This is a genomic window from Psychromicrobium ferritrahens (genome assembly GCF_043789415.1).
Lineage (GTDB): Bacteria > Actinomycetota > Actinomycetes > Actinomycetales > Micrococcaceae > Renibacterium.
On the sequence record NZ_JBDLLW010000001.1, the window covers coordinates 31,733 to 52,588 of the forward strand.

Annotated in this window: 20 protein-coding genes; 14 read left to right on the forward strand and 6 right to left on the reverse strand. The window is 60.4% G+C overall.

The window, feature by feature from the left end; genetic code table 11:
• The first annotated feature begins 18 nt into the window (after positions 1-18).
• The 7 genes from ABDK06_RS00150 to ABDK06_RS00180 all read left to right on the forward strand — a co-directional run bounded on the left by ABDK06_RS00150 (position 19) and on the right by ABDK06_RS00180 (position 6,848).
• Positions 19-219, forward strand: coding sequence for a ubiquitin-like protein Pup (locus ABDK06_RS00150; RefSeq protein ID WP_394937679.1), 201 nt, complete (start codon positions 19-21; stop codon positions 217-219).
• 6 nt (positions 220-225) lie between these two features.
• Positions 226-1,050 carry a proteasome subunit beta gene (gene prcB, locus ABDK06_RS00155; protein ID WP_394937681.1) on the forward strand — a complete coding sequence of 275 codons (825 nt, stop codon included), beginning with the start codon at positions 226-228 and terminating at the stop codon, positions 1,048-1,050.
• Between the two features lies 1 nt (position 1,051).
• On the forward strand, positions 1,052-1,780 hold the full coding sequence (prcA, locus tag ABDK06_RS00160) for a proteasome subunit alpha (protein ID WP_394937683.1): 729 nt from the start codon (positions 1,052-1,054) through the stop codon (positions 1,778-1,780).
• A 102-nt stretch (positions 1,781-1,882) separates the two neighbouring features.
• Positions 1,883-3,250 carry a Pup--protein ligase gene (gene pafA, locus ABDK06_RS00165; RefSeq protein WP_394937686.1) on the forward strand — a complete coding sequence of 456 codons (1,368 nt, stop codon included), beginning with the start codon at positions 1,883-1,885 and terminating at the stop codon, positions 3,248-3,250.
• Between the two features lie 126 nt (positions 3,251-3,376).
• A complete protein-coding gene (locus ABDK06_RS00170; protein WP_394937688.1) occupies positions 3,377-4,363 on the forward strand; it encodes an FKBP-type peptidyl-prolyl cis-trans isomerase in 987 nt (328 codons plus the stop codon).
• Positions 4,364-4,420: 57 nt separating this feature from the next.
• Positions 4,421-4,816, forward strand: a complete 396-nt coding sequence (locus tag ABDK06_RS00175) for an FKBP-type peptidyl-prolyl cis-trans isomerase (protein ID WP_394937690.1) — start codon at positions 4,421-4,423, stop codon at positions 4,814-4,816.
• 58 nt (positions 4,817-4,874) lie between these two features.
• The gene (locus ABDK06_RS00180) at positions 4,875-6,848 is read left to right on the forward strand and encodes a helix-turn-helix transcriptional regulator (protein ID WP_394937692.1); all 1,974 of its coding nucleotides are present in this window, start codon (positions 4,875-4,877) and stop codon (positions 6,846-6,848) included.
• 69 nt (positions 6,849-6,917) lie between these two features.
• Here the strand turns inward: ABDK06_RS00180 and cycA are convergent, their stop codons facing one another.
• Complete coding sequence (gene cycA / locus ABDK06_RS00185) at positions 6,918-8,342, reverse strand: D-serine/D-alanine/glycine transporter (protein WP_394940760.1); 1,425 nt, start codon at positions 8,340-8,342, stop codon at positions 6,918-6,920.
• A 29-nt stretch (positions 8,343-8,371) separates the two neighbouring features.
• Here cycA and ABDK06_RS00190 point away from each other — a divergent pair, with 29 nt between their 5' ends.
• The 6 genes from ABDK06_RS00190 (at position 8,372) to ABDK06_RS00215 (ending at position 15,663) form a co-directional block, all read left to right on the forward strand.
• Positions 8,372-8,797, forward strand: a complete 426-nt coding sequence (locus tag ABDK06_RS00190; protein ID WP_394937694.1) for a hypothetical protein — start codon at positions 8,372-8,374, stop codon at positions 8,795-8,797.
• 27 nt (positions 8,798-8,824) lie between these two features.
• The gene (tatA, locus tag ABDK06_RS00195) at positions 8,825-9,121 is read left to right on the forward strand and encodes a Sec-independent protein translocase subunit TatA (RefSeq protein ID WP_394937696.1); all 297 of its coding nucleotides are present in this window, start codon (positions 8,825-8,827) and stop codon (positions 9,119-9,121) included.
• A gap of 47 nt (positions 9,122-9,168) precedes the next feature.
• Positions 9,169-9,963: a twin-arginine translocase subunit TatC gene (gene tatC / locus ABDK06_RS00200; protein ID WP_394937698.1), complete on the forward strand. Its 795-nt coding sequence runs from the start codon at positions 9,169-9,171 to the stop codon at positions 9,961-9,963.
• Between the two features lie 62 nt (positions 9,964-10,025).
• A complete protein-coding gene (locus ABDK06_RS00205; protein WP_394937700.1) occupies positions 10,026-12,872 on the forward strand; it encodes a DEAD/DEAH box helicase in 2,847 nt (948 codons plus the stop codon).
• 36 nt (positions 12,873-12,908) lie between these two features.
• Positions 12,909-14,531 (forward strand): amidohydrolase, encoded by a 1,623-nt coding sequence (locus ABDK06_RS00210; RefSeq protein ID WP_394937702.1) that lies wholly within the window; start codon positions 12,909-12,911, stop codon positions 14,529-14,531.
• A gap of 403 nt (positions 14,532-14,934) precedes the next feature.
• Entirely contained in the window at positions 14,935-15,663 is a 729-nt protein-coding gene (locus tag ABDK06_RS00215; protein ID WP_394937704.1) for a polyprenol monophosphomannose synthase, read from the forward strand.
• A gap of 99 nt (positions 15,664-15,762) precedes the next feature.
• On the opposite strand, the gene ABDK06_RS00220 is transcribed toward ABDK06_RS00215, so the two are convergent.
• The 4 genes from ABDK06_RS00220 to yczR form a co-directional block, all read right to left on the reverse strand.
• Positions 15,763-16,116 (reverse strand): RNA polymerase-binding protein RbpA, encoded by a 354-nt coding sequence (locus ABDK06_RS00220; RefSeq protein ID WP_394937706.1) that lies wholly within the window; start codon positions 16,114-16,116, stop codon positions 15,763-15,765.
• Between the two features lie 107 nt (positions 16,117-16,223).
• Positions 16,224-17,177, reverse strand: a complete 954-nt coding sequence (locus ABDK06_RS00225; protein ID WP_394937708.1) for an SPFH domain-containing protein — start codon at positions 17,175-17,177, stop codon at positions 16,224-16,226.
• A gap of 33 nt (positions 17,178-17,210) precedes the next feature.
• On the reverse strand, positions 17,211-17,702 hold the full coding sequence (locus ABDK06_RS00230; protein WP_394937710.1) for an NfeD family protein: 492 nt from the start codon (positions 17,700-17,702) through the stop codon (positions 17,211-17,213).
• Positions 17,703-17,816: 114 nt separating this feature from the next.
• Positions 17,817-19,226 (reverse strand): MocR-like transcription factor YczR, encoded by a 1,410-nt coding sequence (yczR, locus tag ABDK06_RS00235; protein WP_394937712.1) that lies wholly within the window; start codon positions 19,224-19,226, stop codon positions 17,817-17,819.
• Between the two features lie 93 nt (positions 19,227-19,319).
• On the opposite strand from yczR, the gene yczE reads away from it, so the two are divergent.
• Positions 19,320-20,000, forward strand: a complete 681-nt coding sequence (gene yczE / locus ABDK06_RS00240) for a membrane protein YczE (RefSeq protein WP_394937714.1) — start codon at positions 19,320-19,322, stop codon at positions 19,998-20,000.
• On the opposite strand, the gene ABDK06_RS00245 is transcribed toward yczE, so the two are convergent.
• On the reverse strand, positions 19,948-20,850 hold the full coding sequence (locus tag ABDK06_RS00245) for a putative RNA methyltransferase (protein ID WP_394937716.1): 903 nt from the start codon (positions 20,848-20,850) through the stop codon (positions 19,948-19,950). The two genes, yczE and ABDK06_RS00245, sit on opposite strands and share 53 nt — an antisense overlap.
• Positions 20,851-20,856: the final 6 nt, after the last annotated feature.

Consider the following 20,856-nt stretch of genomic DNA (forward strand, 5'->3'; position numbering starts at 1 on the left):
GATCAGCAGGAGCGTGAGATGGCGAATCAAGAACAGCAGAGTTTCCAGCCGAGAGGCGAAGAGGAAGAACTGCCCGACGTCCCCACCCCGGTGCCGAGCACCCCACAGGCGAACGCGCAGACCGAAGGCTTGGATGATCTGCTCGACGAAATCGACGGCGTGCTGGAATCCAATGCCGAGGAATTCGTTCGCGGTTTCGTCCAAAAGGGCGGACAGTAGGCCGCTATGCAGTACCGAAACCAGGGCGAGCAAGTGGTCAGGGATCTGGCGGCGGCTGCGACGTCGTCCTTCACCGAGCATTTGGCGCAATCCCGGCCCGAATTGCTGCCCTTCGGGCAGAACCTTCCTGCTGGGGCGAGTCCGCAGACCCCTCATGCCACCACGATTGTCGCGCTGACTTTCGCTGGCGGTGTGCTAATGGCAGGGGACCGGCGCGCCACCATGGGCACCATGATCGCCAGCAGACACATTGAGAAGGTCTTTCCCGCCGATCAGTATTCGGTGCTCGGCATCGCTGGCACAGCGGGACTCGCCATCGACATTACGAAACTCTTCCAGGTAGAGCTTGAACACTACGAAAAAATTGAGGGAACAACGCTCTCACTGGAGGGCAAAGCCAATCGCCTCGGTGCCATGGTGCGAGGAAACCTGCCGATGGCCTTGCAGGGGCTCGCGGTGGTTCCGCTCTTCGCCGGTTATGACAAAGCCCTCTCGGTGGGACGGCTTTTCTCCTACGATGTCACCGGTGGCCGCTACGAAGAGCTGGAACATCACAGTGTGGGCTCCGGCTCGGTTTTCGCCCGGGGGGCGATGAAGAAACTCTGGAAGCCCGGGCTGACCGAGGAGGAAGCCATCCGGGTGGCGATTGAAGCGCTTTTCGACGCCGCCGATGACGACTCAGCGACCGGTGGCCCGGACCTGGTGCGCGGCTTGTGGCCCGTTGTTTATACAGTGACCGGAAGCGGGGCCCGAAAGATCCCAGGCGCAGAACTCGGCACTATCGTCGAAGCAGTGGTCGCACATCGTGCCGAGCTCGGCAGGGAGGCCTGAGATGACTCAGCAATTCTATGTCTCACCCGAGCAAGTGATGAAGGACCGCGCCGACTTCGCTCGCAAGGGCATTGCCCGCGGCCGCTCGGTGGTGGTGGCCTCCGCGGCCGAGGGAATCGCCCTGGTCGCTGAGAACCCCTCACCCTCTTTACATAAGATCGGCGAAATCTACGACAAGATTGCCTTCGCCGCGGTAGGCAAGTACAACGAGTTCGAATCTCTCCGGCAGGCCGGTGTGCGGTATGCCGACGTGCGAGGGTATTCCTATGACCGCGAAGACGTCACCGCACGCGGTTTGGCCAGCGTCTACGCGCAGAGCTTGGGGGCGGTGTTCACTGCGGAGCAAAAGCCCTTTGAAGTGGAACTCGCGGTGGCCGAAGTCGGAGCCCGTCAGGAGCTCGATCATCTGTATCGACTGACCTTCGACGGCTCGATCGCGGATGAACCCGGTTTTATCGCGATGGGGGGTCAAGTCGATTCGGTGCACGCCGCGGTCGCCGCGGCGTGGCAGCCCGGGGAAAGCCTGGACACGGTGATCAAACTGGCGGTGCGGGCCTTGAACGCCGGCCCGCAGAGCAGCGGCGAGACTCCGCAGGAAAGCCTGCCCGCCCAGTTGAGCGCGGATACGCTGGAGGTCGCAGTGCTCGATCGTGACTCCGAAACCAACCGTGGCAGCGGACGCGCCTTCCGCAGGCTCACCCTGGAAGAGGTCAGCGCGGCGCTGGCCTGAACCACCGTTGAACTGACCTACCGTTGAACTGAACCACCGTTGAACTGCGCTCGCTGAGCTGATATCCCCGGCAGAGCGGCCGAGAGCTTAAGAAGGAGACCGATGGACAAGAGAATCTTTGGCATTGAGACTGAATTCGGCATCACCTTCTCCAGCCGGGATTCCCGCCCGCTGTCCCCGGAAGAAGTCGCTCGCTACCTTTTTCGGAAGGTGGTGAGCTGGGGGCGAAGTTCGAATGTCTTCCTGGCCAATGGTTCGAGGCTCTATCTGGACGTCGGCTCGCACCCCGAATACGCCACCGCCGAGTGCGACGACGTCGCGCAACTCATTGCTCACGACCGTGCGGGTGAGCTGATCCTCAATGAATTGATCGGCGAAGCCGAGAGCCGGCTCTCCCTCGAAGGGTTCAAAGGACAAGTTTTCCTCTTCAAGAACAACACCGATTCAGCGGGAAACTCCTATGGCAGTCATGAGAATTATCTGATTGGACGGAAGGGGGAGTTCAGCAGGCTTGCCGAAGTGCTGATTCCCTTTCTGGTCACCCGGCAGCTCATTGCGGGGGCGGGAAAGCTGCACTCGGTGGGTGCTCAGATGCACTTTTCCTTCTCGCAGCGTGCCGAGCACATCTGGGAAGGTGTCTCTTCTGCCACCACGCGTTCCCGGCCGATCATCAATACCAGAGACGAGCCGCACGCCGACGCTGAACTCTACCGACGGCTGCACGTCATTGTCGGCGATTCCAATATGTCCGAAACCACCACACTGCTCAAAGTCGGCAGCGTCGATCTGATCCTGCGAATGATCGAAGCCGGTGCCGTGATGCGGGATCTTCGCCTGGAGAACCCGATTCGCAGCATCAGGGAGATCTCTCAGGATCTCACCGGTAAGGTCCCGGTCAAATTGGCCAATGGCCGGACGCTGACCGCTCTGCAGATTCAGCGAGAGTACTTTGAGAAGGTCTCAGAGTTCCTGCAGACCGCTGGGGAGCACACTCCGCTGGTGCCCAGGATCATGGATCTCTGGGCACGAACCCTGGATGCGATAGAGAGCCAGGACTACAGCGGCATCGATACCGAGATCGACTGGGCGATTAAGAAGAAACTTCTTGATTCCTACCAGAAACGACATGAGCTGCCATTTGACTCGCCTCGGCTGGCCCAAATAGATCTCACTTACCACGACATCTCACCAAAGCGCGGGCTTTTCTACCTGCTGCAGCAACGCGGCAGCGCTGCCCGGGTGGTTGACGATGCGGCTACGCTGAGAGCGGCCGAGGAGCCGCCCGAAAGTACCAGGGCCGCACTGCGCGGTCGGTTCGTCCGGGCAGCCCAGGCCGCGGGACGGGACTACACCGTTGACTGGGTGCATCTGAAGCTCAATGACCAAGCACACCAGACGGTGCTCTGCAAGGACCCCTTCCGTCATCAGGACGAGCGAGTGGATGAGCTGATTGATTCGCTGAATGGTTGATTCCGCCCGGTGACGCCCGGGGGTATGTTCCAAAGCGGGTTTTCAGGCTGCGCGGCTAAACTTGGGCAGACTAAGATAGTCTCGGCCCTCAGCGGGCAAAGTATCCAGACGAAGAATTGAGTTTTTGTGCGCCGATCTCTGGCCTTAGCGGCTGCCATCATCCCTCTGACCGTGCTCCTCTCCGCCTGCGGGGGCGGTGCAGCCAGTACATCAAGCAATTCGGCGTCGCCGACCAGCACTTCCGATAGCTCCAGCACCAGCAGCCCGTCCGCACCGGCGGCGAACGCCCAGCTACTCAGCAGCGTCAAGGTGAAGCCGGGAGCGGCGGGTAAAGCACCGAGCGTCGAGTTCAACAAACCTCTTGCGGTGCCCGAGGCCGGAATCAAGGTGGTCACTCCCGGCAGCGGAGCTGTGGTCACCGAAGGCCAGCTGGTTTCCTTCCACTCCATCGCCTTCGCAGCCAAAGACGGTAAGGCCGTCGGCGACGACTATGCTAAACCGGCCACCAGCTTGGTGATGGACCAGAACTTCAAGCAGAACTACCCGCTTTACTACTCTGCCTTCGTGGGCGCGAAGGTTGGTTCCTATATCGCCTACGCCGCTCCGGAACAGAGCCAGAATGGCCAGGTGCAGCCTGCCTCGCTGCTGATCTACCAGATCGAGAGCGCCAAGCCAGCGCCCACCAAGGCCAGCCCTGAGGAAGTGAACAAGCTCGATTCCGAAGGCAAACTGCCGACGGTGAGCTTCGATGCCAAGCAGGTCCCGAGCGTCAAGATTCCTTCCGGAGACGCTCCGGACAATCTGATCGTCAAGGTACTCAAAGAGGGCACCGGCGACACCCTGGAAGCCACCGACTCGATCAATGCGAACTACACCGGATGGACCTGGTCGGACAGCAAGCAGTTCGATTCCAGCTACAGCAAGGGCTCACCGATCAAATTCGGGCTCAACCAGGTGATCGCCGGCTGGACGCAGGGCCTGACCGGGCAGAAGGTAGGATCTACGGTTCTGCTGGTGATCCCGACCCCGCTGGCCTACCCCAGTGCCACCGAGGGCAGTGGGAGCCCGGTCGGACCGCTGGTCTTTGTGGTCGATATCGTCTCCAAGGCCTAGCCAGAAATATCTTGGCTGAATAAGCAGTCAATCCAGTGAAATCAGAGAAGGAGCAGCATGTCGTTCGGACAACGTAACTATGACCGCGAGAAGCCGGAGATCGATTTTCCGGAGCACGAAGTACCCACCGAACTGGTCATCCAGGACCTTTCGGTCGGTGGCGGTGCCGAGGTCAAAGCGGGAGATACCGTCTCGGCGCATTATGTCGGCGTTGCTTTTTCCAGCGGGGAGGAATTCGACTCCTCGTGGAACCGCGACACTCCGCTGGACTTCACGGTCGGCGTCGGCCAGGTTATCCAGGGCTGGGATCAGGGTTTGCTCGGGATGAAAGTCGGTGGACGGCGTCGCCTCGAGATCCCCTCCCACCTCGCCTACGGTGAGCGCGGCGCGGGTGCCGCAATCGGCCCTGATGAAGCCCTGATCTTCGTGGTCGATCTGGTCGGAATCCGCTAAACACGCGGAAGATCTCTGAGCGGGCACGGCTCCAGCAGCTTTCTAATATGCTGGAGCCGTGTCCGCTTCCCGTACTGAACGCTTACTCAACCTGCTGATCGCGCTGCTCGAAACCCGTTATGGCCGGAGCAAGGAGTTCCTGCGCCGTAATATCCAGGCCTATCGGGAGTCGCCCTCTGAAGAGGCCTTTGAGCGAATGTTCGAACGGGACAAGGTCGACCTGCGGGCGATGGGCATTCCGCTGGAGACCTATCACGAGCCGGGGGCCTTCGAAGAAGATCTGGCGACCACCCATTACCGGATTCCCAAAGACAAATACCGACTCCCAGAAATCCGCTTCAGCGTTGAGGAAGCTGCTGTGCTCTCGTTGGCTGCCCGGCTCTGGGATCGTGCTGCACTGGGCACAGCCGCGGCGCGCGCCGTCCGCAAGATCGAGACCCGCGGCGGCCTTCCAGAGGATTTTCCGGTTGAGCCGTTGCTCGAACCGCGAGTCAGCACCAGAGAGCCCGCTTTCGAAGAGCTCTTAGAGGCCGTCACCGCCCGCGTCGAGGTAGCTTTCGATTATCAGGGCACGTCGGATCAAGAACCACGGCGTCGGCGAGTGCAGCCTTGGGGACTGGGGCAGAAGTACGGTCACTGGTATTTGGTCGGCCAGGATATCGACCGCCAGCAGCAGAGGGTGTTCCGGCTCTCCAGGATCAGCGGTGCCATTGAATTTCTCAACAACACGAGCTTTGAACGCCCCGCCGAGTTCTCGGTGGTCCACGTGCTGGACGGCATGAAGCTCCCCGCGCAGCAGAGCGCGGAGGTGGCGATCCGGCAGTCTCGAGGGCAGGCCTTGCGGGAGCGAGGGGAGCAGCTGGGAGCTGAAGATGGTTGGGATGTTTTCAAACTCTCCTACAGCTCGCTCCAGGGCTTTGCTGCGGAGCTAGCGGGGTGGGGCCCTCAGGTCGTGGTTCGGACGCCGGAGGTGCTGGCCAGGGCCGTGCAGAGCAAACTGACCGCCGTGCTGGAGGCCGAGGAACTTCCGGTGCCTTCGGCGGAAGCAGTGAGACGGGCTCCCCGTCAGAGCCGTGGCAAGACCACCGCGCAGGATCATTTGCGCAGGCTCGTCGATCTGGTGCCATTTCTGGTGCACCATCAAGGCATGCATCTCGATGAGATTGCTGCTGAATTCGGGATCAATCGCCGACAGCTGGAGGCCGATCTCAGTTTGATGATGGTCAGTGGCTTGCCCGGTGGTCTGCACGGTGATCTGATGGACGTCAGCTGGGACGACGGTCATGTCTATATCGCCGATGCTGAGGAACTCTCCCAGCCGGTGCGATTCAGTCTCGATGAAGCGTCAGCCCTGCTGGTCGGATTGGAGACGTTGAGCGCGCTACCGGGCCTGGACGGAGAATCCGCGGTGCGAACCGCGATGGCCAAGATCAGCGCGGCGACCGGTGAGGCCGCTAGCAGCATCACCAGCACGGTCGGCGTCCGGCTGGCTCCCATGCAGCACGGCGATAGCCTTGAACTGCTGCAGAAAGCGGTGCGTGAAAAGCGCCAGCTGAAACTCAGTTACTTGGTGCCGCACCGCGATGAGATCACCGAACGATTGGTGGATCCGATCCGGGTCTTCTCCAATGACCAGGCCTGGTATCTGCAAGCCTGGTGCCATAGCGCAGAGGCGCAGCGGATCTTCCGGATAGATCGGATCCGGGGAGCAGAACTCGCCGGGAATATTGAGAACTCAGTGGATTCGGCCTTTCCGGAGAGCCTGTTCACTCCGGGTGCCCAGGACTCCGAGGTGACGTTACTGCTGCAAACAGAAGCCAGCTGGGTTGCTGACTATTATGAGGCGCAATCGGTTCAGCAGATCGTCGACGGGGCTCCGTGGTCGTATTTGGTGACCATCCGGGTGGGTAATGTGGACTGGTTGCCGCAATTGGTCGCTCAAAACGGCGGAGCCGTCCGGCTATTGGCTCCCCAGCAAGCCTCCGAGGCAGCGCTGAACTGGGTGCGGGACGCCGTCGCCAACTACGCTTAGTCGCCGAGTGTGCACTTCTACACCTTAAAACCTTTTCAAAAGCTGTAGAACTGCACACTCGATAGAGGGCTAGGCGGTAATTTTGCGCTGAGCTCGACGCACCAGGCCGAAGTAAGCGGCGATCATGATCAGATACCAGACCGGAGCGGCATAGAGCGCTATCCGGGTGTCCTCGGCGAAGCCCAGCGCCACGATGACCAAGGCGAAGAAGACCAGTACGATCCAGGCCATCACCTTGCCCCCGGGCATTTTGAACTTCGAGGATTCATGCAGTTCGGGCCGTTTCTTCCGGTAAGCCAGGTAGGCCACCACGATAAAGCCCCAGACGGTGATGAATAGGATCGCGGAGATCGAGGTGACCAGGGTGAAGGCCTGGCCTACCGAGTCACCCGCGTAGAGCAGTGCGACGCCGGGCAGCAGGCAGACGCAGGAGAGCAGTAGCGCACGGGCCGGCACATGGTTCTTGGAGAGCTTGTTGAAGGTCTCTGGGGCCTCCCCATCGCCTGCCATTCCGTACATGATCCGCGAGGTGGAGAAGATTCCCGAATTGGCGCTGGACGCGGCCGAGGTGAGTACTACGAAATTCACCACGCCGGCGGCGCCGACCAGCCCCGCTAAAGCGAACATCTCGACGAACGGGCTCTTATCGGCTGTGGCGTGGTGCCAGGGGGTGACGGCCATGATCACAATCAGCGAGCAGACGTAGAACAGCAGAACCCGGACCGGAATCGAATTGATGGCCTTGGGCAGGGTTTTCTCAGGTGCTTTGGTCTCAGCTGCCGCGGTGCCGGCGAGTTCGATGCCCTGGAAGGCGAAGATAGCGATCTGGAAGCCAGCGATGAAACCCATGAAGCCCTTGGGGAACATGCCACCGTCATTCCATAGATTCGCGAGCGAGGCGGTATCGCCATTGGGCGATTTAAAGGCGATGGCGATCAGCACGACGCCGGTCACCACGAGTGCGATGATCGCGATCACCTTGATCAATGCGAACCAGAATTCCAGTTCGCCGAAGAGTCGTACAGCGACCAGGTTCAGCACCAGGAAGAGCACGATGGTTAGCAGCGCCGGGATCCAGAGTGGAAGTCCCGGGGCCCAGACCGCAACATAGCCGGAGATCGCGATGATGTCGGCGATGCCGATGATGATCCAGCAGAACCAGTAGGTCCAGCCCACCATGAAACCGGCCCAGGGGCCGATCAGATCACCGGCGAAATCCGCGAAGTTGCGGTAGCCGGAGTTGGAGAGCAGGACTTCACCCATCGCGCGCATCACGAAGAACAGCATGAAGCCGATGATCATGTAGACGAAGATCACGCTCGGTCCCGCTACCGAAATGGTTTTGCCTGAACCGAGGAACAACCCGGTCCCGATAGCCCCTCCGATGGCGATGAGCTGGATGTGGCGGTTGCTGAGGCCGCGGGTGAGCTGTTCGCCGTGATCGTTGTGTTGCATTGCTGCGTTCGGGGTGGGCACTGTGGGTTTGGTCGGCATGATTCCTTCGATGTCTTTAGACTGGATCCATGCCTTGGTGGTCATGGATCGTGATCTGGGTCGCACTTGTGGCCCTTTCTTTGTTATACGTTGTGCTGCTCGGAATCAAGTTGTGGCGGCATTTCGTCGCGCTGGGCCGCGAGGTATCGCACGCCAGCGAGCGGCTTTCCTTCGCCCCGTCCCGGGGTGCTTCACCGAGTGGGGCTGCCTCTGGAGATCTGCTTCGGCAAGCCGTGGGGGAGGCCGCGACCAACGAATCGTCAGCGCCAGCCGAGCTCCGCGAACCGGGGTGGGCGATCCACGGGAATCCCACAGAACTCAGGGCGGAGTACGTTCAGGGCAAGCAGGATCGCAAGGCGGTTCGGCGAGATCGGCGGATCGCGCGCCGTCGCGAACGAGGGCAAGCACAGTCTTTGAGTGATCTGCGGCACTCCGGAACAGATTTGACGCTGTAGGATGAGTCGTAGAGGAAAGGAATCTCCGTGGGATTTTTGAGAGAGCCGTGGGTCATCGGCATTATCGTTCTAGTTATCGTTCTGCTTTTCTTTGCGCCCAAGCTTCCTGCCATGGCGCGCAGTCTGGGGCAGTCTTTCCGCATCATCAAGTCAGAAGTGCGGGAGTCCAAGAACGACGCTCAGGATCAGAGTGCTTCAGCTCAGGCCTCCGGAGCGAAAACTGAGAGTCCGGTAGAAGGGACCATCGTCACTCCGGTGAATCCGCAGCAGAATACTGGAAATAGCACTACCGGGACGACTCCTCCCGGCGGCACCACTGTCTAGCAGAAGTGGCTCTTTTCAAGGGGCGTAAATCCAACCCTGAGGGGAGGATGTCCCTCAAATCGCATCTAGTTGAGCTCCGCAATCGGCTGATCAAGGCTGCTATCGGCCTTGTGATTGGTGCGATTGCTGGCTGGTTCCTCTATTCTCCACTCTTCCAAGCTCTGGACGCGCCGATCAGGGCGATCAATGATAGCCGGGCGGGAAGTGCCTCGATTAACTTCGACGGCGTCACTACCGCCTTTGATTTGCAGATTCAAGGTTCGCTTTTTCTCGGCGCGATTATCTCATCACCGATCTGGATCTATCAGATCTGGGCCTTCATCATGCCTGGTCTCACCAGCAAGGAACGTCGCTACACCTTCGGCTATATGTTCGCCGCGATTCCGTTGTTTCTCGCGGGCCTCTACTGTGGCTGGTTATTCGTGCCGAACATCGTCCGCGCGTTGACCTCCTTCACTCCAGATGGCGGCTCCAATATCATCCACGCCGTTGATTACCTCGGCTTCGTGATGCAGCTGATGCTCTTCATGGGTTTCTCCTTCTTGCTTCCGGTGGTTCTGGTAGGGGTGAATATGGCCGGGGTCTTGCGTGGCAAGACGATGTTCAAGAGCTGGCGTTTCACGGTACTCGGAGTGACTTTGGTTTCCGCGATGGCGGCACCGGGCAACGATGTTTTCACCATGTTCTTATTGGCCGCCCCGCTCTTATTGCTCTACTTCGGCGCTATGCTGCTCTGCGTCTGGCTCGACAAGCGACGGGATAAGCGGCGCGAGAAACTTGCCGAGGAAACAGAGGAGACCGCGGACTCGGCCACTCCGCTGAGCGATCTGGAGAGTTTTTAAGGACTCTTGAGCTGTTCGTGTGCCTGGCTCATTTCATCGCCACATGGTCGTAGGCTTGGACTATGCCAACACAATCTCCGGCCGAACGCTACCAGGCAGCCAGGGAGCGATTGGCGGAATCCCGAACCGAGTTTGGCTCCTTCAAGGAAACCTTCGATTTCGAACTCGATGAATTCCAGATGGACGCCTGCAAATCACTCGAAGCCGGTCAGGGTGTTCTGGTTGCTGCGCCCACCGGTGCTGGAAAGACCATCATCGGTGAATTCGCCGTCTATCTCGCTTTGGCCCGTGGCCTGAAGGCTTTTTACACCACTCCGATCAAGGCGCTGAGCAATCAGAAATATGCCGAGCTCTCCGCTAAATACGGGGCACGCGACGTCGGCTTGCTGACCGGGGATTCCTCGATCAATCCGGAGGCCTCCATTGTGGTGATGACCACCGAGGTCTTGCGCAATATGCTCTATGCAGGTTCGGATGCCCTTGACGACCTGGCCTTCGTGGTGATGGATGAAGTGCACTACCTGGCGGACCGATTCCGCGGCGCGGTCTGGGAGGAAGTGATCATCCACCTGCCCAGCGAAGTCCAGGTGGTGTCATTGAGCGCTACGGTTTCCAACGCCGAAGAATTCGGAGCCTGGCTGGACACCGTGCGCGGCTCCACCGCGGTGATCGTCTCCGAGCACCGCCCGGTACCGCTCTGGCAGCACGTGATGGTCGGCAAAGACATTGTGGATCTTTTCGCCGGGGATACCTCTTTCGATGAGCTTGCGGCGGAACAGGGGGGCATTCCCGCTGTCAACGCGGAACTCACCCAATTGGCCCATACGGAAGCGCAGAACCGATTGCGGGGACGTTTCGCGCACGGTGGCCGCGGCGCGCGGGGCCGGAATCAGCCCCGCCGAAAAGGCGGTGGGCAGTCGGGCTGGGATAAGCCCGAGGCTGGCCAGTCACCGGTGCGCACCGCGAGCAGATCCCAGGTCATCCTGGCGCTTGACCGAGCCGAACTCTTACCGGCCATTACCTTCATCTTCTCCCGTGCGGGTTGCGACGCCGCCGTCCGGCAGTGCGTCGACCACGGCTTGATGCTCACCACCGAGGCTGAACGGCAGGAGATCTCAGCTCGGATCGAACTGGCCAGCCAGGACATCCCTAGCGATGATCTGGAGGTGCTGGGCTACTGGTCCTGGCGGGAGGGGCTCTTACGAGGCGTTGCCGCTCACCATGCGGGTATGTTGCCCACCTTCAAGGAACTCGTGGAGACGCTCTTCGTGGAAGGCCTGGTTCGCGCTGTTTTCGCCACTGAAACCCTGGCGCTCGGTGTGAATATGCCGGCTCGCTCAGTGGTGCTGGAGAAATTAGAGAAGTTCAACGGTGAATCCCACGTGAATGTGACCGCGGGGGAGTACACCCAGCTCACCGGCAGGGCGGGCCGACGCGGCATCGACGTGGAGGGACACGCCGTCGTACTGTGGCAACCCGGTACCGATCCCGGAGCCGTGGCCGGCCTCGCCTCGCGGCGCACCTACCCGCTCAATTCAAGCTTTCGGCCGACCTACAATATGAGCATCAACCTGATCGCGCAGTTTGGACGCAACAGATCCCGGGAGATTCTAGAATCCTCCTTCGCTCAATTCCAAGCCGATCGCTCAGTCGTGGGGCTTGCGCGGCAAGTACGCAGCCGGGAAGAATCGCTTGCCGGGTACCGCGAATCGATGACTTGTCATCTGGGAGACTTCAGCGAATACGCCCAGCTTCGCCGCGAACTCAGCGATCTGGAAAGCTCAGCCGCTCAGCAGCGCAGCCGCGCCAGGCGAGATGAGATCGATGAATCTCTCTCCGCCTTGCGCCCGGGAGATGTCATTGAAGTGACACACGGACGTTCCCCGGGGTATGCCGTGGTGGTCGCCGCTGATCCCCACGTCGGCGAACCTCGCCCCACGGTCCTGACCGAGGACCGTGATACTAGGAGGCTCAGCCGACAAGACCTGAACGGCCCGATCACCGTCCTGAATCATCTGCGTGTGCCCAAACAGTTCAATATCCGCCAGCCCAAGGACCGGAAGAACCTGCTCGCCGCCCTGCAGCACGCCCTGGTGGCTACTAAGAGCGGTGCGGTGCCGCGTAGCGATGCTTTCTCGTCCAGCGGCTATGCCGCTCAGGAGGAGAAGATCTCAGAGCTGCGTCGTCGGCTTCGTGCGCATCCCTGTCACGGCTGTTCGGACCGGGAGGCACACGCCCGATGGTCCGAGCGCTGGTGGCGGCTGCGCCGGGAGACCGATGCCCTGGTGCGCCAGATTCAAGGGCGCACCGGAACCATAGCGAAGACCTTCGATCGGGTCTGCGAGGTGCTGCAATCCTATGATTTCCTGGAGCCCGGCCCTGATCAGACTCTTCGGCCGACGGTGGCGGGGCAGCGACTGCGCAGAATCTACGGTGACAAGGACCTGCTGATCGCGCTGTGCCTTCGGGAGGGTGCATTCGATGACCTCGACCCCAACGACATGGCGGCCTTCGCCTCGGCTCTGGTCTTTCAGGCCAAACGCGAGGAACGGGGCTTACGACCGCGGATGCCCAATGCCGCGCTGGAGAACGCCGTCGAGGTTCTGATCCGGCAGTGGTCCGCGCTGGAAGATCAGGAAGCTCAAGCCAAACTACCCTTGACGGGTGAACCGGAGCTGGGCTTGGTCTGGCCGATGATCAAATGGGCCAGGGGGCGCCACCTCGAGGCTGTTCTCGAAGGAACCGATCTCGCCGCCGGAGACTTTGTGCGCTGGACGAAGCAGGTCATTGATCTTTTGGACCAGCTAGCCGGAGTTCCGGGCCTGCCCCCTGGAATCCGCAGAAATTGCCTGCAAGCCATTGAACGGGTGCGCCGCGGCGTCGTCGCCTATTCCGCCCTGGCCGCCTGAGCTTCTCTCACCCGCTATGTCACGAAGGACTTTCAGATGTCTCTGATCTTGTACCGCAACGGCTCCGTCTACAGCGCTGCCGACCCTCTGGCGACTGCGATGCTGGTCGACGGCGACACGGTGGCCTGGGTGGGCGGAGAGCACGCCGCAGCTTCGCTCGCCGATGCGCGGATGCGCGTGGTGGATCTAGAAGGGGCATTGATCACCCCCGGCTTCGTGGATTCCCATGTGCATCTCACCGAGAGCGGCGTCGCGCTGGAAAGCATTGATCTCAGCGAGGTGCGTTCGGCTCGGGAACTCCTCACCAGGCTCAGCTCGGCGCCTCAATCGGCCGGGGTACTCCTCGGCTTTGGCTGGGATGAGACCCGCTGGACTGAGAGCAGGCTACCTACGGCGGCTGAGCTGGACAGTGCAACGGAGGGTCGCGAGGTCTACTTGGCACGAGTGGATGTGCATTCCGCGCTCGTTTCCAGCAAACTTGCGCACAGGCTCGGTCTGGCTGCGCTCGATGGATGGTCCGCCGATGGCTTCGTGGTGCGAGCCGCCCATATCGCAGCTCGTGAAGCGGCAAGGACGCTGACCCCTGAACGGCGTCGCCACTTCCAGCAGCTGGCTTTGGACGCCGCAGCTCGCGCGGGCTATGTAGCCCTGGCAGAGATGGCTATTCCAGGCGGGGAAGCGTTGCAGGATCTGGCTCAGCTGATGAAGCTTTCGGAGGAAGGGGCGGGACCTCAGATCCTGCCCTATTGGGCGCAATTGATCTCCTCCGCAGAGCAGGGCCGCGAAGTGCTCGACGAGCTTGCTGCCCTGGGGATCCAGCCGCTGGGATTGGCTGGAGATCTCAATATCGATGGTTCGATCGGCTCTCGAACCGCTCTGCTCCGTGATGATTACAGCGATCTGCCGGGGCAGCGGGGGAGCCAGTACCTCACCGCGGAGCAGATCGCCGCGCATTTGGCGGCCTGCACCGAAGTGGGCGTGCAGGGCGGGTTCCATGTGATTGGCGACGCCGGCATGGACCTTGCGGTGGCCGGATTGAGGATCGCGGCTGAGAAAGTGGGGGCTGCTGCGCTCCGCTCCGCACAGCATCGTCTGGAGCACGTTGAAATGGCTGATTCAGCGGCTATTGCGACCTTGGCCGAATATTCAGTCACCGCGAGCATGCAACCCTCTTTCGATGCTTTCTGGGGCGGTTCGGCTTCGCTCTACGAACAGCGGCTGGGAGGCCGTGCGGCCGGGATGAATCAGCTGGCCGCAATGTTCGCCGCCGGGGTTCCCGTTGCGCTGGGTTCGGACTCTCCCGTGACGCCGATGAACCCCTGGGCGGGTGTGAAGGCCTGCCTGGAACATCATCAGCCGGCGCAGCGAGTATCGGCTCGCGCGGCTTTTATCGGCCACAGCAGGGCCGGCTGGCGTGCCGCCAGGGAATCGAACCCGATGATGGGCCAACTGGCTCCGGGTGCTCCAGCCAGCTATGCGGTATGGGAGGTCGATGAACTCATGGTGCAGGTTTCTGATGACCGGGTGCAGTCCTGGAGCACCGATCCGCGTTCCCGGACTCCTTTGCTGCCCGCACTGGATACTGAAAATTCGCCACGCTGCTTAGGTACGGTTCATCGGGGCCGCGCGCTTTACTGGGATCAGCGGTTCGCGAATTAAGACATCTGATGGTCTTCTGTTCCTACGACACGCCGAGGAAGCGGAAAATACTCAGAATTTTCAAAAAACTTCGCGGTAACTACACCCATTCTGACCTGCGGAAACATCTAAACCCGCTGGTCAACCCTGGATTGACAGCCAGCGCATAGGACGTAGGCTGTTACTTCAACGGGTTCCATATCGGCTCTCCTCAGCGGATTGCTGAGAGCGGACCTGGCCGCCGCAAGGCAAGCGTATGACGCGCCTTGGTGGCTCTTGTAACGGGTAGGTTCACGCGTCAGTAGAAAACAGTTTGGGTGCATCGTGACGGTGACATCGAAATTGGCCCGAAGGCGCGTGAACCTACCCATTTCTCTGCCCGTATACTGGTTTTCTGTGCCAAAAAGCAAAGAAAGGCCACTGCGTGCGCGTTCTGACTATCATTCCAACCTATAACGAGTTGGAGTCGTTGCCCCTGACCTTGGCGCGGCTGCGTCAAGCCGTGCCCACCGCGGATGTTCTGATCGCAGACGACAACAGTCCTGATGGCACGGGGGAGCTCGCCGATCAGTTCGCCGCGGAAGATCCGCAGGTCCATGTGCTGCACCGCAAGGGCAAAGAGGGTTTAGGCGCAGCGTATATCGCCGGATTCAACTGGGGGCTGGCGGCCGGTTACGACGTCTTGGTGGAGATGGATGCGGACGGTTCACATCAGCCGGAGCAACTGCCGCTATTGCTGGACGCCATCGAGCAAGGTGCTGATTTGGTGCTCGGCTCGCGGTGGGTCCCCGGCGGACAGGTGGTGAACTGGCCCTGGCAGCGGAAATTCATCTCACTCGGCGGCAGCCTGTACTCCAGGATCCTGCTCGGAGTGAAGTACCGAGATATCACGGGTGGTTACCGGGCCTTCAAACGAGCAACCCTGGAAGCCATTGAACTCAATAAGGTCGATTCAGTGGGGTATGGGTTTCAAGTCGATATGCTCTGGCGCACAGTGCAACTCGGCCTGAAAGTCGTTGAAGTTCCGATCACCTTCGTGGAGCGAGAGCACGGAGTCTCTAAGATGGGCGGCAATATCATCCAGGAGGCCATGCTCAATGTGGCCAAATGGGGATTGAGCGCCCGCTGGCGGAAACTCACCGGTAAAAAATAGCGCCTGAGGCGGTAAAATGTTCTTCAATACCGCATAGTCTTTGAATAGAAGAGAGGGCCAGGAACTTAGGTTCCTGGCCCTCTCTTTGCTGTGTTCAGTTTATTTAGAGCTCTTCACGCGTTCGCCACGGCGTTCCCGGAGGATGTCGAGACGATCCTGCAGAATCGTCTCCAATTCAGGAACAGTGCGCCGCTCGAGCAGCATATCCCAGTGGGTGCGGATCGGCTTCTCCGAGGAGTCGACGGGCTTCTCCCCATCGACCAGAACGGCTTCCTTACCGGTTTTGGATACCCAAACCGCAGGAATCTCGGCCTCAGCCGCGAAGGTGACGAAAACTTGCTCGCCGTCCTCGCATCGATACTCCACGCGCTGGCGGGGTGCCGGTTCAACACCGGACTCGGTCTCCATGCTCTGCGCACCGAGGCGCATACCGCGCAGACTGCGATCACTCATGATTTCTCCCTTGCTAAAAAGCTTGCCTTTATCTCAACGCCATGACGGCGCTTAGTGTTCCATGAGGTACTCAGGCGAGCTTCAATCATACCGGATGGCAGTACTTGCTAAGCGCTATGGGTTCCCGTGCTGCCCTGCCCAGGATCGCCGAAATCGACGGAATCCGGGCCTGGATTAACCTGACCCAACACATTGCCAATGCCCTTGAGCGCCTCACCGACCTCACTGGGGATGATCCACAGCTTATTCGAGGAACCTTCGGCGAGCTTCGGCAGGGTCTGCAAATACTGGTATGCCAGCAACTTCTGGGTGGGATTCCCCTTGTGAATCGCATCGAAAACCTTCTGAATGGCCTGAGACTCGCCGTCGGCGCGCAAGATCGCGGCCTTGGCATCGCCTTCGGCCTTCAAGATGGCGGATTGCCGCTCACCTTCCGCGGTCAGAATAGCCGACTGCTTGGTGCCCTCGGCGGTCAGGATGGCAGCACGACGATCCCGCTCGGCACGCATCTGCTTCTCCATGGAGTCCTGAATCGACAGTGGCGGATCGATGGCTTTCAACTCAACCCGGGAGACCCTGATGCCCCAACGACCGGTCGCTTCATCGAGCACACCGCGCAACTGACCGTTGATCTGGTCGCGGCTGGTCAAGGCTTCTTCCAGGTTCAAACCGCCGACCACATTACGCAGGGTGGTGGTGGTCAGCTGCTCGACAGCCTGGATGTAATTGGCGATTTCGTAGGTCGCGGCCCGGGGGTCAGTGACCTGGAAGTAGACCACAGTGTCAATCGAGACCACCAGATTGTCTTCGGTGATCACTGGCTGAGGAGGGAAGGAGACGACCTGTTCACGCAAGTCCAACAGGGGCAGCAGCCGATCCACGAAGGGGATCAGGATGGTCAGGCCGGGGTTGAGGGTGCGCTGGTACTTACCCAGTCGCTCCACCACTCCGGCTCGTGCCTGCGGAATAATCCGGACGGATCTGATCAGTACGATCACCACGAAGATGATCAGCACCACCAGCACTATGGTCAAAGCCACAGCACCTGCGCTGTTACCCATGTTTTCCTCTTTTTCTCGTTGTTCAGCGGGACTTTACAGACCGGCCGGAGCGGCCGGATAACCTTGAGTGGGTGCGGCTGGCACGGCGGCCACGATCGCCGTCGCACCATCGATCTCGGTGACTATCACGCTGCTCCCTACCGGCAGGGCGCCGCCACCTCGAAGTTTTGCGCTCCACGTGTCTCCTCCGATTTTGACCAGCCCGCTCTCGACACTGACCGGTTCGACGACGGTGGCCGGATGGCCGATCAGCCGATCCACATTGGTCCGCAAGTCATGCGGCCCCTTGTGCAGATGGCGCAGGGCTATCGGCCGGACGAAGAGGATCATCGCCAGAGCCACGACGCAGAAGATCACCACTTGTAACCAGAGCGGAGCGCCCAGGAAATATGAAACCAGCGAGGCGAAGGCGCCGACCGACATCAGAATGAAGAATAAGTCGAGAGTCAGGATCTCGATTCCAGCGAGAATCAGGAAAACGATGAGCCACAATGCCCAACCATTTTCAAATAACCACTCGAACATGGAAGTCTCCTGACTTTAGAAATACCCGTTCTACAATTTCAGCCTACTACGGAGCATGCTGCTCGGCAGGGGGTAAGTCACGGAATGTCAGTGAATCGTTACCGGCGGGGCAACTCAGATGACCGCCTGTAGCGGGAGTTTGCTGGGGATGGACCCCGCGGTGTGTGAAGCCCGCAGCAAAGCTCCGACGCCCTCCTTCAGGTCCTCACGGCTATAAGTGAAGGGAATGCGCAGGAAGCGTTCAAAGGCGCCTTCCAGGCCGAATCTGGGTCCTGGCACAATGGCGAGTCCTTCGGACCGCGCGGCCAGCGCGAGCGCAGAAGAGGAGATGTCGCCGGTGTTGATCCAGAGTGACATTCCGCCATCGGGAAGCTGTAATTTCCACTGCGGGAAGTGCTCAGTGAGCTCGGCGGCCAGGAAATCACGGCCGCCCCGTAGCTCTCGACTGCGGTTGGCGGTCATCAACTGGGTTTCTCGCAGCAGATAAATAGAAGCCAGTTGCTCCACCAGTGGAGTGCCGAGATCCATAGCGGGCCTGTTTCTGAGTACTTTGGCCATCAGGTCCTTCGGCCCGCGGATCCAGCCGATTCGAAGTCCGCCCCAAGCCAATTTGCCGAGCGAGCCGATGGTCACAATGCTGCTTGAGAAGCTCGCCATCGGCGGCAGCGGGCCGCGATCGATGTCCAGCTGGGCGGTGGTTTCATCCGCGATCAGAACGGTGCCTTCCCGCGCGGCGATCCGGGCGAGTCGCTGTCGGTCCTCGACGCTCATGCTGGCGCCCGTAGGATTCTGGAAATCGGGCATCAGGAAGCCCAGGCTGGGTGCGGAACGCCGGATCAGCAGTTGTCCTTCGGTGATGTCCCAGCCGCCCGCCGAGGTGACCGGCATGGCTAGCAGGCGGGCACCGGCGGCCAGGAAGGTATCAATCGCATGAGGGTAAGTGGGGTGCTCGATAAGAACCCGTTCCCCCGGGGAATGCAAGGTATGCGTGAGCAGGCTGAGGGCGTGCTGAGCGCCGAGGGTAATCAGCACTTGCTCGGGGGTGGTGGGCAAGCCTCTTTCCGAATAATGATCGGCCACCGCGGAACGAAGCTCGGGGAGTCCCTGCATGTCGAAACCCTGATGACTGAGATAGTGCGGTAGCTGCTCCACAGCGAACTGGTAGGCCGCAGGGAGCCCCGGGTAGGCGGCGGCCGCAGCTTTACTGAAGTCCAGCGGGAGTTCCTGGGTCAGCTGGACCGGACCGCGCTGACCATCGGGCAGAGCCAGAGTTGAACCGGAGCCCCTGACACTGCGCAAATAACGTTCCTCGCGCAACTGAGCGTAGGCGGCCGCCACCGTGGTGCGTGAGATTTGGAGGGCCGAGCTGAGTTCTCGTTCAGCGGGCAACCGCGAGCCACTAGCCAAGCGGCCATCGATCAACATCACGCGAACGCGATCTGCCAAGGCGAGGTACGCGGCGCGGTGGGAGCGCCATTCGCCAAGATCACGGGCAAGACGGCGGGCGGAGATCTGTGATGACATAAGGCCACTTTAGCCGAGTTCAAGGCCGCTATACAGGCCAGATTCAAGAAATTGGATATGTGCCAAAAGGCCAATTTTCGCCATGCTTGAAAAATGAAAACATTCCTCCGCACCGGGAATCTCGCGGTTCGTCTGCTTCGGCTGTTCAGTGGGCTGTTCGCCTACGGCTTTGCGATAGCTCTTATGGTGCACGGCAATATTGGGCTGGCTCCCTGGGATGTGCTGACCCAAGGAGTATCCCGAACCACCGGTCTGTCTTTTGGCTGGTGCGTCATCTTGACATCGGTAGCGGTGCTCTTGCTCTGGATACCGCTGCGCCAGAAGCCAGGGTTCGGCACTTTGGTCAATGTGGCGCTGATCGGGGTTTTCGCCGATCTCGGTCTGGCCGTATTGCCGAGCCCTGGGGAACTAGGCTGGCAGATAGTGATGTTCCTGTCAGGGATGGTGCTGCTGGCTTTCGCCACCGCGCTTTACGTTGGCGCGCGACTCGGCCCGGGGCCACGTGATGGGCTGATGACAGGTTTGGTGCGACGCACCGCCAAACCTGTCTGGATGATCCGCAGCGGAATCGAAATCTCCGTCGTGCTGTTGGGATTTTTGCTGGGCGGCACCGTCGGGGCGGGCACAGTGGTGTTCGCGCTCGGAATCGGGCCCATCACGCAAATTGCCTTCCGTTGCCTTCTGGTCGATCTGAGCGCTCCAGAGCCGAGTGCTCAGCCAGTCATCTCGACCACGACAACACCGAGTGCTGTGCTGCCAGGCGAAACGGCCTGAACACGGAGACCCTGAAGGCCGCCTGAACCTGATAGGAAGCGGCGTCGAGGGCATCCTGCAGCACTTCCTCCTCGAGGTGATGACCCGACGGACCCATCATCACCAAGCTCTTCGCCGCTTCGTTGCCGAGCTGCAAACTCAACCTCACCTCCGATTCCTCGGCGAGTTCGAAATGCTCGGCGAGCCCTTCGTGGAGTACTGCATGCTTTCCGGGTTGCTGACTCAGCCGGCCAGCGAACAGCGGCAGACCCTCCAGGTGCTCGGCCAGCGGAGTGACCACCATGAGGATGCCGTCGTGCCGCAGCACGCGATGGAACTCGCTTGCGTTGCGCGGCGCGAAAACCACTGTGATGACATCTGCGGTTTTCGCGGCCAGTGGCCAAGGCCGCCAAAGGTCCCAGACCACTTGAAGCGTCTCGGGATTGTTGCGCACCGCTTGCCGCAGAGCTAGCGGGGATAGATCAAGGCCAATCGCTGAGAGCCCGGGGAATGATTCTCGTAGCAGACTCAGATAATAGCCGGTGCCCACCCCGGCATCGATCAGGAGCGAATCCACCCTTTGAGCTGGTGCGTGCCTTTTCAGCAGCGAACTGAGCTCCGCAGCCAGCGGAGCGAAGTAACCGGCACTCAGAAAATCGCTTCTGGCTTGCACCATTTCGGCGCTCTCCGGGGTGAACTTACTCGGTGTTCCGCTGAGCAGATTCAGATAGCCATACCTCGAGAAGTCGAAGCGATGCCCGGATGCACACACCGCCCCGGGCGTCCCAGTCTCATTCAACCCGAGCTGCTCTGCGCAGACCGGGCAGAGCAGTGCCTCAAGAGCAGTTGCTGAGATGTTTAGCCGACGCATTGCATC